Origin of the sequence: Variovorax brevis (assembly GCF_030317105.1) — a bacterium.
Taxonomy (GTDB): domain Bacteria; phylum Pseudomonadota; class Gammaproteobacteria; order Burkholderiales; family Burkholderiaceae_C; genus Variovorax; species Variovorax brevis.
On record NZ_JASZYG010000004.1, the window covers coordinates 129,252 to 142,551 of the forward strand.

Below are 13,300 nucleotides of genomic sequence, written 5' to 3' on the forward strand. Positions count from 1 at the left end.
AACCTCTCAATGCTTTGGAGTCGATGATGGTTTTTTCAAGACGTGGTGTCCTGTCGCGCGGGCTGCGCAGCGCTGTGGCCATTGGCGCGCTGACGGCACTCGCCGGGCTTGCGCAGGCGCAAGGCGGAACGCCCATTCGCCTGCTAGTGGGCTTTCCCGCAGGCGGCGGCACGGATGCCATCGCCCGCACGCTGGCGGAAAAACTCAAGGACGAACTCGGAACGCCCGTGGTGGTCGAAAACCGCGGCGGCGCCGGCGGGCAGATTGCGGCGCAGGCGCTCAAGGCGGCAGCGGCGGACGGTCATACCCTGTTCCTGTCGCACGACCACAGCATTTCCATCCTGCCGCAGGTCGTCAAGAGCCCGGGCTTCGATCCGCAGGTCGACTTCGTGCCCGTCGCCGGCTTTGCCACGTTTGCCAACGCGCTCGCGGTGTCCGGCGGCACGCCTGCCAAATCGGTCAACGAGTACGTGAACTGGATTCGCGCGCAAGGCGGCGGCAAAGGCACCATCGGCGTTCCCGCGCCTGCATCGATTCCGGAATTCCTGGTCAAGATGATCGGCGACAAGTACAAGCTCGACCTGCAGGCCGCGCCCTACCGCGGCAGCGCGCCGATGATGGCCGACATGCTGGGCAACCAGATCAATGCGGGCATCGCCTCGGTGCCGGACTTCATCGAGAACCACAAGGCCGGCAAGCTGCGCATCGTCGCCACCATCGGCGCCAAGCGGCAGGCGCTGCTGCCGCAGGTGCCGACCTTTGCCGAACTGGGTTTTGCGAACCTCGACGACCTGCCCTACTACGGCATTTTTGCGCCCGTGGGCACGCCGCAGCCCGTCATCGACCGCTTCGGCGTTGCGCTGGCCAAGGTGCTGGCCATGCCCGACGTTCGCGAGAAGCTCACTGGACTGGGCCTGACCGTCGGCTACGAGCCGCAGGGGCAGTTCGCCGGACGCGTGCGCACCTACACGCAGACGTGGCAACGCATCATCCGCGAAAGCGGATTCAAGGCGCTTTGACCGACGACGTGCTAGCGGCGCTGCGCCGCATGAAGCTGATCGGCCCCGACGAGGCGCCGCAGGTCACGCCGCTCACGGGCGGTGTCTCCTCGCTCATCGTGCGGGTCGACACTGCGCGCGGCCCGCTGTGCGTCAAGCGTGCCCTGCCGCAACTGAAGGTTGCAGCGCTGTGGGAAGCGCCTGTCGAACGCAATCGCGCCGAAGTGGCATGGATGCGAATTGCCCGTCGCATCGTGCCTGCTGCCGTCCCTGAAATCCTTGGCGAAGACGCACTGGACAACGCGTTCGCGATGCGTTATCTGGAGCCGGCCGAGTACCCGGTCTGGAAGAGCCAACTGCGTGACGGCGTTGCTGACATCGCCACCGCGCAGCGCGTGGGCATGAGCCTCTCGGCCATTCATTCGGCAACGGCGAACGATGCGGCGCTGGCGCGTGCCTTCGCCAACGATGTCAATTTCCACGCCTTGCGGCTCGAACCCTATCTACTTGCGACGGCTCAAATGCACCCGGAATGTGCCGACGCACTGACGGCGCTGGTAGAGCGCACCGCAAGCACGCGGCGCGCGCTGGTGCATGGCGACGTCAGCCCCAAGAACATCCTTGTCGGCGCAAATGGGCCGGTTCTGCTCGACGCCGAATGCGCCTGGTATGGCGATCCGGCATTCGACCTGGCCTTCTGCCTCAATCACCTGCTGCTGAAGTGCGTCTGGCGGCCGTCAAGCGCCGACGACTTCCTGCGCTGCTTCGATGCCTTGCAGGGCGCCTACCTGAGCGGCGTGGACTGGGAAGCGCGCGATGTACTCGAAGCACGCGCAGCCGCCCTGCTGCCGGGGCTCTTGCTCGCGCGCATCGACGGCAAGTCGCCCGTGGAATACATCGTTCAAGAAGCCGATCGGCAACGTGTGCGGGGCGTGGCCATTCCACTGTTGCTGCAAACGCCGTCGCGCCTTTCTGACATCCGCCAACGCTGGAGCCAACTTTCATGAGCACATTGATTCGTTCCGTCCTGGGCCGCCGCATCTGGGATTCCCGCGGCCGGCCGACCGTGGAAGTCGACGTCACGCTGGCCAACGGCGCACGCGGGCGTGGTGTCGCACCGGCCGGTGCGTCGCGCGGCAGCCGCGAAGCCGTCGACCTGCGTGACGGCGGTGTGGCGCTGGGCGGCTTCGACGTGTCGCGCGCACTGGCCAACGTCAACGGCCCGATCGCACAGCATGTCGTGGGCCTCGACGCCATGAACCAGCAACTCGTGGACGACACGCTGGTCGCGCTCGACGCAACGCCCAACAAGTCCGCACTCGGCGGCAACGCGACCATCGCGGTTTCGCTGGCCGTGTTGCATGCCGCAGCCGCGAGTGCCGGGTTACCCCTGTGGCGCTATCTGGCGGGAGACGGGCCGGTGCGCATGCCGCTGCCGGAAATCCAGATCTTCGGCGGCGGCGCCCACGCGGGCCGGCGCGTCGATGTTCAGGACTTCCTGATCATGCCCATCGGTGCAGCGACCTTTGACGAAGCCATGGTCATGACCGCCGAGGTGTACCGCGCCGCGGGCGAACTCATGGACAGCATGGGCCGGCGAGCCGGCGTCGCGGACGAAGGCGGCTGGTGGCCCAACTTCAAGTCGAACGAAGAGGCGCTGGAAACGCTGGTGCGCGCCATCGACACCGCCGGCTACCGCTACGACCAGGTGGCGATATCGCTCGACATCGCGGCCTCGGAGTTTGGCCGCGAGGGCCGCTACACGCTGGGGCTGGAACAGCGAACCTACGACACCGGCGAATGGCTGGACGTGCTCACAGGCTGGGTCGACCGCTACCCGATCCTCTCCATCGAAGACCCGGTGGCCGAGGACGACGCCGCCGGCATGAAGGCCTTCACGGAAGCGGTCGGCCAGCGCATCCAGATCATCGGCGACGACTTTCTCGTGACCAACGCGGCGCTGGTGCGCGACGCCATTGCGGCCCGATCGTGCAACGCGGTGCTGCTCAAGCCCAACCAGGCGGGCACCGTCAGCGAAACGCGCGCGGCCATGGAAGTCGCGCGGGCGGCGGGATGGGGCATGGTGGTTTCGGCGCGCTCCGGCGAAACGGAAGACGTGGCCATCGTGCATCTGGCGACCGGGTGGAACACGGGGCAGCTCAAGGTGGGATCTTTTGCGCGCTCTGAACGCATGGCCAAGTGGAACGAGGGGCTGCGCATCGAGGCCGAGATCGGCGCGAGCGCGGTCTTTGCGGGGCGTTCGGCCTTGCCGCTGGCGGCGCCATAGCCTTGCGCGCGCTGGGCCTTGGCGAGCGAACGGGTGCGTCGAGCCGATTACCATGGCGGTCCCAAAAACAGGAGGAGACATCCATGGAAATCAAATCGCTGACGGCAGTGCTCACCGCCGCCTTGCTCGCTGCTGGCTGCAGCACTTCATCGCGCGTCGTGGCCCCCACTTCACCGGCCGAGGTCGGCGAACTGCGTGCCGGCACCGGCTACCTCAAGGGCTACCTCGCGCAGGCCGACTTGCCTGACAGCCTCGCCCTGCTGCCGCCGCCACCGGCCGAGGGCTCGGCCGCATTGGCAGCAGACACCGCGGCCTGGCGCGAACTCACCAAGCTGCAGGGCACGCCTCGCGGCGCGATGGCCGTGTCGGACGCGAACCTGCGCTTCCCCGAAGCCGCTTCGGTGTTCTCTTGCGCGCTGGGCGTGCAGATCTCGGAGCAGGCTACGCCCAACCTGAACATGCTGCTACGCCGCACCTTGACCGACGCCGGCCTGACCACCTACAAGGCCAAGGACAAGTACGTCCGCACACGGCCCTTCGTCGCGCTGAAAGCCGGCAGTTGCACGCCCAAGGAAGAAGCCTACCTCGCCAAGGATGGCTCCTATCCGTCAGGCCATTCGGCGGTCGGGTGGGGCTGGGCGCTGGTGCTGACCGAGGTGGCACCGGACCGCGCCAACGCAATCCTGCAGCGCGGCCGGGCGTTCTCGCAAAGCCGTGGCATCTGCGGCGTCCATTGGCAAAGCGACATCGAGGCCGGCCGTCTGGTTGGCGCCGCCGCCGTGGCGCGCCTGCAAACCAATGAGGTGTTCGTCGCCCAGATGACTGCAGCGCGTGAGGAGATTGCGAAGGCCCGCGCCGCCGGCGCCGGTGCGTCGCCATCGGCTGCGTGCACTGCGGAGGCGGCGATCATCGCGGGCTCGAGTTCGCTGGCGCCCTGATCGCGCAAGCTGCGCGACGCGGGGTTTTCAGAACACCCTGATCCGCGTCTCCCTCAGCTTGCGTTGGCCGCGTCAATGCCCCAGCGCGCTGCGGCCTTGTCGTCGGCGACGCGCGCATCGACCCAACGGGCGCCTTCGGGCGTCTGTTCTTTTTTCCAGAACGGCGCCTGCGTTTTGAGGTAGTCCATCAGGAACTCGCAGGCGTGGAAACTCTCGCCGCGGTGCGAGGAGATCACCGCGACCATCATGATCTGGTCCAGCGGCTGAAGCAGTCCGACGCGGTGGAGAACGCGCGCGCCCAGGATGTCGAAGCGCCGATGCGCCTCGTCGATCATGGACTCGATCGCCTTTTCGGTCATGCCGGGGTAGTGCTCCAGTTCCATCGACGCGACGGAAGCGCCGTCGTTGCGGTCGCGCACCGTGCCGATGAAGCTGCACACGGCGCCCACGCGTGCGTCGGTGCCTCGCAACGCGGCAATCTCCGCCTGCAGGTCGAAATCGTGGGCTTGGATGAAAACGCGTGGCTCGCTCATGCGGGGATTGTGGCACCGCCCGATGCGCGGATGCGCGGATGCGCGGCGGCATGAGGGTCCGCTCCGCCATGCGCTAGACTGCAAGCATGTCGATCATCCAAGCGCAGCGTCCTGCTCCTTCAGCCGAAGGAACTGCCGGCCTGCGCCAGATCGGCAAAGCCAAAAAACCACAGCTCGTCTGACCGGAGCTGCGGTTCCGTCGTCAGGTGAGCGACGGAACTGCCAAGCCTCGATTTCAGAAGCTCGTGTTGCGCGCACACCCGACGATGGTTCATTCATCGGTCGTTCTCCTGCAAAGGAATCAGCGTGCAAGATCCAACTTCATCTTTCGATTTTTCCGGCCTGTGGATTCCACTGGTCACCCCTTTCAACGGCGGCGCCGTCGATCACCCCGCGCTGGCCGCGCTGGTGAAGCGGCTTGCATCGACAGGCATCGCCGGCTACGTCGTGTGCGGCTCCACCGGCGAGGCTGCGGCGCTCGACGAGGGCGAGCAACTGGCCGTTCTCGCGACGGTCGCGCAGGCGGCGCCGCAATTGCCGCGCATCATGGGCGTCAGCGGCTACCACTTGGGCAAGATGCTCGCGTGGGTGCGGCGGCTCAACAAGGAGCCTCTGGCGGGCTTGCTGGTGCCGGCGCCGAACTACATCCGGCCGTCGCAGGCTGGCTTGCTGCAGTGGTTCGCCGCCATCGCGAAGGAGAGCGCCGCTCCCCTTCTGATCTACGACATCCCCTACCGGACCGGTGCAACGCTGGAACGCGACACGCTTCTTGCGCTCGCCGCGAATCCTCGAGTTCGCGCCATCAAGGATTGCGGCGGCGATGCCGGCAAGACGCGTGCACTGATCGCGGACGGGCGCCTGCAGGTTCTCGCAGGGGAAGACGCCGAGATGTTCAACACCGTCGCGCACGGAGGAGCCGGCGCCATCGCAGCCAGCGCGCATCTGCACACCGGGCGCTTCTCACGCGTGATCGCACTCTTGCGCGACGGGCAACTGTTGCAAGCGCGGGCGCTGTGGCAGCCCCTGCTGCCCTTGATCGAGCTGATGTTTGCCGAAGCCAATCCTGCGCCGGTCAAGGCGTTGTTTGCGATGCGCGGAGAAATGCGCGATGAATTGCGTTCACCCATGACGCCGGCGAGCGACGCCCTTCGCCAGCGTCTGGCGCAGGTCGACGCCGAACTCAGCCGCCCGTGACGGGTGGGAAGAAGGCCACTTCGCAGGCCTCGCGCAGCGTGGCGTCTTCGTCGCTCATCATTACCTGGTCGAGCGCCATGCGTACCGCGCGGCCGCGGGCGAGCGTGGTCGCGTGGTGGCCGCCGCGCGCGATCAATTCGTCACGCAGGCCGGCCAGCGTCGCGGCGTTTGTCTCGAAGTCTTCGCTGCCCGTGCCAAGGGCTTCGCGCACCGAAGCAAAGTAACGGACGTGGACTTTCATGTTCAGGCGAGCAGCGACGCGAAGGAAATGAACTGGACGATGTCGCCCGCCTTGAAAGGCTGGCCTGCCGGCGTGTCGATGACGCCATCGCCCCACACGGTGGAGGTGAGCACGCCCGAGCTCTGGTTGGAGAACAGGTCCAACCCACCGGAAGCGTTGCGACGCGCCCGCAGGAATTCGCGTCGGCGATCGGCACGCGGCCAGTCGAAGTCGGCGCGCATCGCGACCGGCTGGGGTGCGACGCGTGAAGCCCCCTGCAAAGTCAGCAGGAACGGCCGCACGAGCAGCAGGAATGTGAGGAAGCTGGAGACCGGATTGCCGGGCAATCCGGTGATGTGCGTCGTGCCGATCCGGCCATAGGCGAAGGGCTTGCCGGGCTTCATCGACAGCGACCACAACTCAAGCGATCCAAGGGCCTGCACGGCAGCCTTGATGTGGTCTTCCTCGCCGACAGAGACGCCGCCGGTCGTCACGATCAGGTCGTTGCAGGCGGCGGCCTCGCGCAACGCATCGATGGTGGCCTCGCGCCGGTCGGGGACGATGCCCAGGTCGTTCACGTCGCAACCCAATCGCTTGAGCAACGCGCGCATGAAGAAGCGATTGGAGTTGTAGATGGCGCCAGGCTTCATGGCGTCAGGCGCCACTTCGCCCGGCATGACCAATTCGTCGCCGGTCGACAGCAACGCCACGCGCGGGCGCAGGGAGACGGTCAGCTTGTCGAAGCCGACGCTCGCCGCCAAGCCCAGCGCCTGTGGCGAGAGGCGCTCGCCCTTTTGCAGGACGACATCGCCTCGCGACACATCCTCGCCGGCGCGCCGGATCCATTGGCCTGCAGCGGGCGGCGTCTCGATGCGCACGCGGCCGAAGGCGTCCTGCGCATCCTGTGCCTCCAGCGCGGCGGTGTCTTCCTGCATCACGACGGCGTCGGCACCCTCGGGGATCTGCGCGCCGGTGAAAATGCGCGCCGCCGTGCCGGATGCCAGCGGGCCGCCGACGGTGCCCGCGGGAATGCGCTGGGCCACGGACAGCACCGCGCCCGCCGCGGCGCAATCTTTGGTGCGCACGGCGTAGCCGTCCATCGAACTGTTGTCGCGTGGCGGCACGGTCAGGGCCGAAACGACGTCCTGCGCCAGCACGCGGCCGTCGGCCTCGAAGGTGGACACGCTCTCGGTCCCCAGCACCGGCTGCGCGTTGGCGAGCAACCGCGACAGGGCCTCGTCGAGCGCCATCAAGGGCGGGCGCGCAGGGGGTGCTTTGTCAGGCATAGAGTTCAGCGTTGTATTCGAAGCGGTCGGCGTTCTCGAGCAACCATTGCCCGATGGCCTCCACATCGTTCACGTCGAAGATGGGCAAGCCGGTGGGCTGCGGCAAATGGTCGGCCGCATCGGTGGCAATGCCGACAATGTAGTCATCTTCCGGATAGCGCGCGGGACGTGGTTTTTCGCCGGGCTCCGGCAGGCGCCACACTTCGAGCTTGAGCAGGTCGCTTTGCTTGAAGCCTTCGACCAGCACCCAGTCGACGCCTTCGTACAGTTCCGCAATGAGGTGGTGTGCGCTCAGTTGCGAGGGCCGCTCGAATTCGCGGATCAGGGCCAGGCGCCGGTCCGATGCCACCACCACTTCGAAGGCGCCCGCCTGGCGGTGGCGATAAGTGTCCTTGCCGGGATGGTCGATGTCGAACTTGTGGTGCGCATGCTTCACGACGGAAACACGCTGGCCGTGCATCTTGAGCACGGGGATGAGGCGCTCGACCAGGGTGGTCTTGCCGGCGCCCGAATAACCAGAGAAGCCAATCACTTTCATCGGCTTACCTTAACGGCGCGCTGAAGCATCGCGGCTCCTCGCAAACCCGACTCAGTCACAGTGCTGCGCGATGTAGTCCTTGACCGCCTGCACGTCCGCAGGCAGGCGCGTGACGCGCTTGGGCAGGTCTTCGATGCCTTCAAATCGCTTGGGCCGATCGGGCTCGTGCCCCAGCGCCTCGACGATGGTGGATGCGAACTTGATCGGAAGCGCGGTTTCCAGCACGATCATCGGCACGCCAGGCGTGAGGTGTTCGCGCGCCGCCTTCAGGCCGTCGGCCGTGTGCGTGTCGATCAGGGTTGCAAAGCGCTTGTCGGTGTCGCGAATCGTGGCCAGGCGGTCGGCATGCGTGCTGCGGCTGCTGACGAATCCAAAGCGGGTCGCGGCCTGCGCGAATGCCGGATCGGCGCTCAGGTCGAACTGGCCGACGCGGCTAAGTTCGCCTTCGAAAAGCGCGCGGCCCTTGGCGCCGTCGCGGCCGAGCAGGTCGAACACGAAGCGCTCGAAATTGCTGGCCTTGCTGATGTCCATGGACGGGCTCGACGTCTCGTGCGTGTCCGCCGCGGAGCGAACGCGGTAGACGCCCGTGCGAAAGAACTCGTCGAGCACGTCGTTCTCGTTGGTGGCCACCACGAGCTGGTGAATCGGCAAACCCATCATGCGCGCCACGTGGCCTGCGCAGACATTGCCGAAATTGCCCGAGGGCACGGCAAAGCTCACCTTCTGCTCGTTGTTGCTCGTCGCATGGAAGTAGCCAGCGAAGTAGTACACGACCTGCGCCAGGAGACGCGCCCAGTTGATCGAGTTGACCGTGCCGATCTTGTACTTGCGCTTGTAGTCCAGGTCGTTGGACACCGCTTTCACGATGTCCTGGCAATCGTCGAACACGCCGGTGACCGCGAGGTTGTGGATGTTCGCGTCCTGCAGGCTGAACATCTGCGCCTGCTGGAAGGGGCTCATGCGCCCGTCCGGCGAGGTCATGAAGACGCGCACGCCCTTCTTGCCGCGCATCGCGTATTCGGCTGCACTGCCGGTGTCGCCGCTGGTCGCGCCGAGAATGTTGAGTTCTTCGCCGCGGCGGGCCAGTTCGTATTCGAACAGGTTGCCCAGCAACTGCATCGCCATGTCCTTGAAGGCGAGCGTCGGGCCGTTGGACAGGGCCTCGATGTAGGTGCCGTCTTCCAGTTCGCGCAGCGGCACGATGTCGTCGGTGCCGAAGACTTCCGCGGTGTACGTCCTGGCGCACAGGTCGCGCAGATCGGTCGGCGGAATGTCGTCGATGTAAAGCGACAGCACCTCGTACGCGAGTTGTGCATAGGGCAGCCCGCGCCATTTGGCGAGCATGGCCGCGTCAACCTGCGGATAGTGTTCGGGCAGATAAAGGCCGCCATCGGGCGCAAGGCCTTCCAGCAGGATCTCGCAAAAGCGCTTGCGGTCGGGATTGCCGCGGGTGCTGATGTAGTTCACTCAATGTTCCTGTAATACCGGGAGCGCCAGGTTCCAACGCTCAGGAGAGCTCTTCCTTGCGGATGCGCACGATGGGCGCCAGCACCGTCGGCAGCGCCTGCAGTTCGACCAAGACGCGGTCCACGGTTCCTTCGCGCGTGTCGTGCGTGAGGATGATCAGGTCGGTCTGGGTCGAGCCTTCGCCGCCCACTTCGTCGGCCTCGCGCTGCAGCACCGCGTCGATGCTGATGCCGGCCGACGCCACCAGGCTCGTCACCTTGGCCAGCACGCCGGCCTGGTCGGCCACGCGCAGGCGCAGGTAGTAGCTGGTCACGACTTCGGACATCGGCAGCACCTTGAGGTCGCTCATCGCATCGGGATGGAAGGCCAGGTGCGGCACGCGGTGCGCGGTGTCGGCCGTGTGCAGGCGCGTGATGTCGACCAGGTCGGCGATCACCGCGCTGGCCGTGGGCTCGCTGCCCGCGCCCTTGCCGTAATACAGCGTGGTGCCGACGGCATCGCCGTGCACCACCACCGCGTTCATTGCGCCTTCCACGTTGGCCAGCAGGCGCTTGGAGGGCACCAGCGACGGATGCACGCGCAACTCGATGCCCTGCGCCGTGCGCTTGGTAATGCCCAGCAGCTTGATGCGATAGCCCAGTTGTTCGGCGTACTTGATGTCTTGCGCGGCGAGCTTGGTGATGCCTTCGATGTGCGCCTTGTCGAACTGCACCGGCACGCCGAAAGCAATGGCGCTCATCAGCGTGACCTTGTGGCCGGCGTCCACGCCTTCGATGTCGAAGGTCGGGTCGGCTTCGGCGTAGCCCAGGCGCTGCGCTTCCTTGAGCACGGTCGCAAAGTCCAGTCCCTTGTCGCGCATCTCCGACAGGATGAAGTTGGTCGTGCCGTTGATGATCCCGGCGATCCACTGGATGCTGTTGGCCGTCAAGCCTTCGCGCAGCGCCTTGATGATCGGGATGCCGCCGGCCACAGCGGCTTCAAAAGCCACCATCACGCCCTTGGCATGCGCCGCAGCAAAGATCTCGGTGCCGTGCACGGCCAGCAGCGCCTTGTTGGCAGTCACCACATGCTTGCCGGCCGCAATAGCTTCGAGCACGAGCTGTTTGGCAATCCCGTAGCCGCCGATGAGCTCGATCACGATGTCGATCTCGGGATTGGCAATGACGGCACGCGCATCGCTCACCACTTGGGCACTGCTGCCCACCACGGCCTTGGCGCGTTCGACGTCGAGATCGGCCACCATGGTGATTTCAATCCCGCGGCCCGCGCGACGCTTGATTTCTTCCTGATTGCGCTTGAGCACGTTGAACGTGCCGCTGCCAACGGTGCCGATGCCGAGCAGGCCGACCTGGATGGGTTTCATGGATTCAGTCATTTCAAACGGTGGATGCCGCAGCAGCCGGAAAAAGGGATACGGAAAACTGCCTTACGCGTATCGGTTGCGATAGCGCTCGAGGAAGCGCGCAATGCGTGCGACGGCCTCGCGCAGGTCTTCTTCGTGAGGCAGGAAAACGATGCGGAAGTGGTCCGGCGTCGCCCAGTTGAAGCCGGTGCCCTGCACCAGCATCACCTTGGTTTCCTTCAGCAGTTCCAGGAAGAACTGGCGATCGTCCTCGATCGGATAGACCTTCGGGTCGAGCTTGGGGAACATGTAGAGCGCAGCGGTCGGCTTGACGCAACTCACGCCCGGAATCTTGGTGATCAGCTCGTACGCCAAGTCGCGCTGGCGGCGCAGGCGCCCCCCTTCGCAGGTCAGGTCGTGGATGCTCTGGTAGCCGCCAAGCGCCGTCTGGATGGCCCATTGGCCGGGCACGTTGGAACACAGCTTCATGTTCGAGAGCATGTTCAGGCCCTCGATGTAGTCGCCGGCGGTCGACTTGTCGCCCGACACCACCAGCCAGCCGGCGCGATAGCCGCAGGAACGATAGCTTTTTGAGAGCGAGTTGAACGTGAGCGTGAGCACGTCGTTCGACAGGCTGCCCAGCGCGGTGTGCTTGACGTCGTCGTACAGCACCTTGTCGTACACCTCGTCGGCGAGGATCACGAGCCCGTGCTCGCGCGCGATGGCAACGATGCCCTTGAGCAACTCGTTGGAATACACCACGCCCGTCGGGTTGTTGGGGTTGATGACGACAATGCCCTTGGTGCGCGGCGTGATCTTGGCGCGGATGTCGTCCAGATTGGGCATCCAGTCCTGGGCTTCATCGCACAGGTAGTGGACGGGTTTGCCGCCCGAAAGGCTGGTAACAGCCGTCCACAGCGGATAGTCCGGCGCCGGCAGGAGCAACTCGTCGCCATCGTCCAGCAGGGCGTTGGTGGCCATCGCGATCAGTTCGCTGGCGCCGTTGCCCAGGTAAATGTCGTCCAGCGTGACGCCCGCGATGCCCTGCTGCTGGGTGTAGTGCATCACCGCCTTGCGCGCGCCGAAGATGCCCTTGCTGTCGGAATAGCCTGCCGAGTTCGGCAGGTTGCGGATCATGTCCTGCTGGACCTCCTCCGGCGCGTCGAAGCCGAAAACGGCCAGATTGCCGAGGTTCAGCTTGATGATCTTGTGGCCCTCTTCCTCCATTTGCTTGGCGGCATCCATGATCGGACCACGGATGTCGTAGAGCACGTTGGCCAGCTTGGCGGATTTCTGAATCGTCTTCAAAGGCCCTCCGGGGCGTACTTTTACGGGGGAAAACCTATAATTTGACCACAGATCCACACCCCATCAGATGAAGCTCCAGCCCGACAAGTCCGACACCCAGACCCTGACCGCACACGGCCCCGGCTGGGTTGCCGTCAACAACGAAAAAATCGAGGGGAGCGTGGTGGTGGGCTCGCGCGGCGAACGTTTCGCGTGGGACTGCACAAGCTTCGATCAACTCGGCCCTCAGCACTTCGCCCAGCTCGGCGAACTGGGTGCGGAACTCATCATTTTCGGCAGTGGAAATCGCATCCGCTTCCCCAAGCCCGCGTGGCTCTCGGACCTCATGGCCAAGCGCACGGGCGTCGAAACCATGGACACGGCGGCCGCCTGCCGCACCTACAACATTCTGGCCGGCGAAGGGCGCCACGTCATTGCCGCCCTGCTGGTCGAGAGCCCTTAGGGTAGCGGCCAGGGGGTGTTTCAGGGTAAAATATTAGGTTGCAAACTGAACGGCTGCCCTCAATTCCATTGCACGGCAATGGTGTATTGAGTTGATGCCATTCAGGTTTCAAGTCGGGATGGTCGTACTTTTTCTCGACCCCTGATTTTTCCAGTGAGCAACGACCAACTTTCCTAAACGGGAAATCTAAGCGGAGATACACAGTTTCATGGCGATCGTTGTCAATAAACCAATTCCAGAATTCGAAGCCAACGCTACCGGCGGCATCAGGGTCTCCAACACCTCGCACCTCGGTCACGTGCTGGTGATGTATTTTTACCCCAAGGACAACACGCCAGGCTGCACGACGGAAGCCATGCAATTCCGCGACCGCTTCAAGGACTTTGAAAAGGCAGGCGCCACGGTTTTCGGCGTCTCGCGCGACAACATGAAGTCGCATGACGAATTCAAGGCAAAGCTCGAACTCCCGTTCGAATTGATTGCCGACACCGAAGAAAAGATGTGCCACATGTTCGGCGTGGTCAAGAACAAGATCATGTACGGCAAGAAGGTCAAGGGCATCGAACGAAGCACTTTCCTGATTGGTGCGGACGGCGTGCTCAAGGCCGAGTGGCGCGGACTGAAGGTCCCCGGCCATGTCGATGACGTGCTCAAGGCCGTCAAGGCGCTCAAGAAAGCCGCCTGATCCTGCCCTTTCGTGCGGTTTTGCGCAGACCCGTTGGTGGTGCGCAACGGCCGCACGAGTTG

The 13,300-nt window shown here is 64.9% G+C and carries 15 protein-coding genes; 7 read left to right on the forward strand and 8 right to left on the reverse strand.

Annotated elements, in window-relative coordinates:
* The first annotated feature begins 26 nt into the window (after nt 1–26).
* From QTI66_RS13380 to QTI66_RS13395, 4 genes are all read left to right on the forward strand, one after another.
* Nucleotides 27–1,019: a Bug family tripartite tricarboxylate transporter substrate binding protein gene (locus tag QTI66_RS13380; protein ID WP_286560867.1), complete on the forward strand. Its 993-nt coding sequence runs from the start codon at nt 27–29 to the stop codon at nt 1,017–1,019.
* Nucleotides 1,016–2,005, forward strand: a complete 990-nt coding sequence (locus QTI66_RS13385; protein WP_286560169.1) for a phosphotransferase family protein — start codon at nt 1,016–1,018, stop codon at nt 2,003–2,005. Before QTI66_RS13380 ends, QTI66_RS13385 begins: the two co-directional genes overlap by 4 nt.
* Nucleotides 2,002–3,285, forward strand: coding sequence for a phosphopyruvate hydratase (gene eno, locus QTI66_RS13390; RefSeq protein WP_286560170.1), 1,284 nt, complete (start codon nt 2,002–2,004; stop codon nt 3,283–3,285). Before QTI66_RS13385 ends, eno begins: the two co-directional genes overlap by 4 nt.
* An 83-nt stretch (nt 3,286–3,368) precedes the next feature.
* Nucleotides 3,369–4,223 carry an acid phosphatase gene (locus QTI66_RS13395; protein ID WP_286560172.1) on the forward strand — a complete coding sequence of 285 codons (855 nt, stop codon included), beginning with the start codon at nt 3,369–3,371 and terminating at the stop codon, nt 4,221–4,223.
* Nucleotides 4,224–4,276: 53 nt separating this feature from the next.
* Here the strand turns inward: QTI66_RS13395 and QTI66_RS13400 are convergent, their stop codons facing one another.
* Nucleotides 4,277–4,756, reverse strand: a complete 480-nt coding sequence (locus QTI66_RS13400) for a molybdenum cofactor biosynthesis protein MoaE (RefSeq protein ID WP_286560174.1) — start codon at nt 4,754–4,756, stop codon at nt 4,277–4,279.
* 119 nt (nt 4,757–4,875) lie between these two features.
* Entirely contained in the window at nt 4,876–5,031 is a 156-nt protein-coding gene (locus QTI66_RS13405) for a hypothetical protein (protein WP_286560175.1), read from the reverse strand.
* A gap of 31 nt (nt 5,032–5,062) precedes the next feature.
* On the opposite strand from QTI66_RS13405, the gene dapA reads away from it, so the two are divergent.
* Nucleotides 5,063–5,950, forward strand: a complete 888-nt coding sequence (dapA, locus tag QTI66_RS13410; RefSeq protein ID WP_444814997.1) for a 4-hydroxy-tetrahydrodipicolinate synthase — start codon at nt 5,063–5,065, stop codon at nt 5,948–5,950.
* Here the strand turns inward: dapA and QTI66_RS13415 are convergent.
* From QTI66_RS13415 to QTI66_RS13440, 6 genes are all read right to left on the reverse strand, one after another.
* Nucleotides 5,937–6,191 carry a MoaD/ThiS family protein gene (locus QTI66_RS13415; RefSeq protein ID WP_286560177.1) on the reverse strand — a complete coding sequence of 85 codons (255 nt, stop codon included), beginning with the start codon at nt 6,189–6,191 and terminating at the stop codon, nt 5,937–5,939. The two genes, dapA and QTI66_RS13415, sit on opposite strands and share 14 nt — an antisense overlap.
* A gap of 2 nt (nt 6,192–6,193) precedes the next feature.
* Entirely contained in the window at nt 6,194–7,456 is a 1,263-nt protein-coding gene (locus tag QTI66_RS13420; RefSeq protein ID WP_286560178.1) for a molybdopterin molybdotransferase MoeA, read from the reverse strand.
* Nucleotides 7,449–7,994 carry a molybdopterin-guanine dinucleotide biosynthesis protein B gene (mobB, locus tag QTI66_RS13425; protein WP_286560180.1) on the reverse strand — a complete coding sequence of 182 codons (546 nt, stop codon included), beginning with the start codon at nt 7,992–7,994 and terminating at the stop codon, nt 7,449–7,451. The genes QTI66_RS13420 and mobB overlap by 8 nt, the downstream gene beginning before the upstream one ends.
* A gap of 51 nt (nt 7,995–8,045) precedes the next feature.
* Nucleotides 8,046–9,461 (reverse strand): threonine synthase, encoded by a 1,416-nt coding sequence (thrC, locus tag QTI66_RS13430; RefSeq protein ID WP_286560182.1) that lies wholly within the window; start codon nt 9,459–9,461, stop codon nt 8,046–8,048.
* 40 nt (nt 9,462–9,501) lie between these two features.
* Nucleotides 9,502–10,824 (reverse strand): homoserine dehydrogenase, encoded by a 1,323-nt coding sequence (locus QTI66_RS13435; RefSeq protein ID WP_286560184.1) that lies wholly within the window; start codon nt 10,822–10,824, stop codon nt 9,502–9,504.
* 63 nt (nt 10,825–10,887) lie between these two features.
* Nucleotides 10,888–12,111: a pyridoxal phosphate-dependent aminotransferase gene (locus tag QTI66_RS13440; protein WP_286560185.1), complete on the reverse strand. Its 1,224-nt coding sequence runs from the start codon at nt 12,109–12,111 to the stop codon at nt 10,888–10,890.
* Nucleotides 12,112–12,178: 67 nt separating this feature from the next.
* On the opposite strand from QTI66_RS13440, the gene QTI66_RS13445 reads away from it, so the two are divergent.
* Nucleotides 12,179–12,553, forward strand: coding sequence for an Mth938-like domain-containing protein (locus QTI66_RS13445; RefSeq protein WP_286560187.1), 375 nt, complete (start codon nt 12,179–12,181; stop codon nt 12,551–12,553).
* Between the two features lie 208 nt (nt 12,554–12,761).
* Nucleotides 12,762–13,238, forward strand: coding sequence for a peroxiredoxin (locus QTI66_RS13450; protein ID WP_286560189.1), 477 nt, complete (start codon nt 12,762–12,764; stop codon nt 13,236–13,238).
* The last annotated feature ends 62 nt before the right edge of the window (nt 13,239–13,300 follow it).

Bases quoted from the DNA above. Each gene is read 5' to 3' on its own strand.
- QTI66_RS13380 (WP_286560867.1), top strand. From the start codon at position 27: ATGGTTTTTTCAAGACGTGGTGTCCTGTCGCGCGGGCTGCGCAGCGCT.
- eno (WP_286560170.1), top strand. From the start codon at position 2,002: ATGAGCACATTGATTCGTTCCGTCCTGGGCCGCCGCATCTGGGATTCC.
- QTI66_RS13395 (WP_286560172.1), top strand. From the start codon at position 3,369: ATGGAAATCAAATCGCTGACGGCAGTGCTCACCGCCGCCTTGCTCGCT.
- QTI66_RS13400 (WP_286560174.1), bottom strand. From the start codon at position 4,756: ATGAGCGAGCCACGCGTTTTCATCCAAGCCCACGATTTCGACCTGCAG.
- QTI66_RS13405 (WP_286560175.1), bottom strand. From the start codon at position 5,031: ATGAACCATCGTCGGGTGTGCGCGCAACACGAGCTTCTGAAATCGAGG.
- QTI66_RS13415 (WP_286560177.1), bottom strand. From the start codon at position 6,191: ATGAAAGTCCACGTCCGTTACTTTGCTTCGGTGCGCGAAGCCCTTGGC.
- QTI66_RS13420 (WP_286560178.1), bottom strand. From the start codon at position 7,456: ATGCCTGACAAAGCACCCCCTGCGCGCCCGCCCTTGATGGCGCTCGAC.
- mobB (WP_286560180.1), bottom strand. From the start codon at position 7,994: ATGAAAGTGATTGGCTTCTCTGGTTATTCGGGCGCCGGCAAGACCACC.
- QTI66_RS13435 (WP_286560184.1), bottom strand. From the start codon at position 10,824: ATGAAACCCATCCAGGTCGGCCTGCTCGGCATCGGCACCGTTGGCAGC.
- QTI66_RS13445 (WP_286560187.1), top strand. From the start codon at position 12,179: ATGAAGCTCCAGCCCGACAAGTCCGACACCCAGACCCTGACCGCACAC.
- QTI66_RS13450 (WP_286560189.1), top strand. From the start codon at position 12,762: ATGGCGATCGTTGTCAATAAACCAATTCCAGAATTCGAAGCCAACGCT.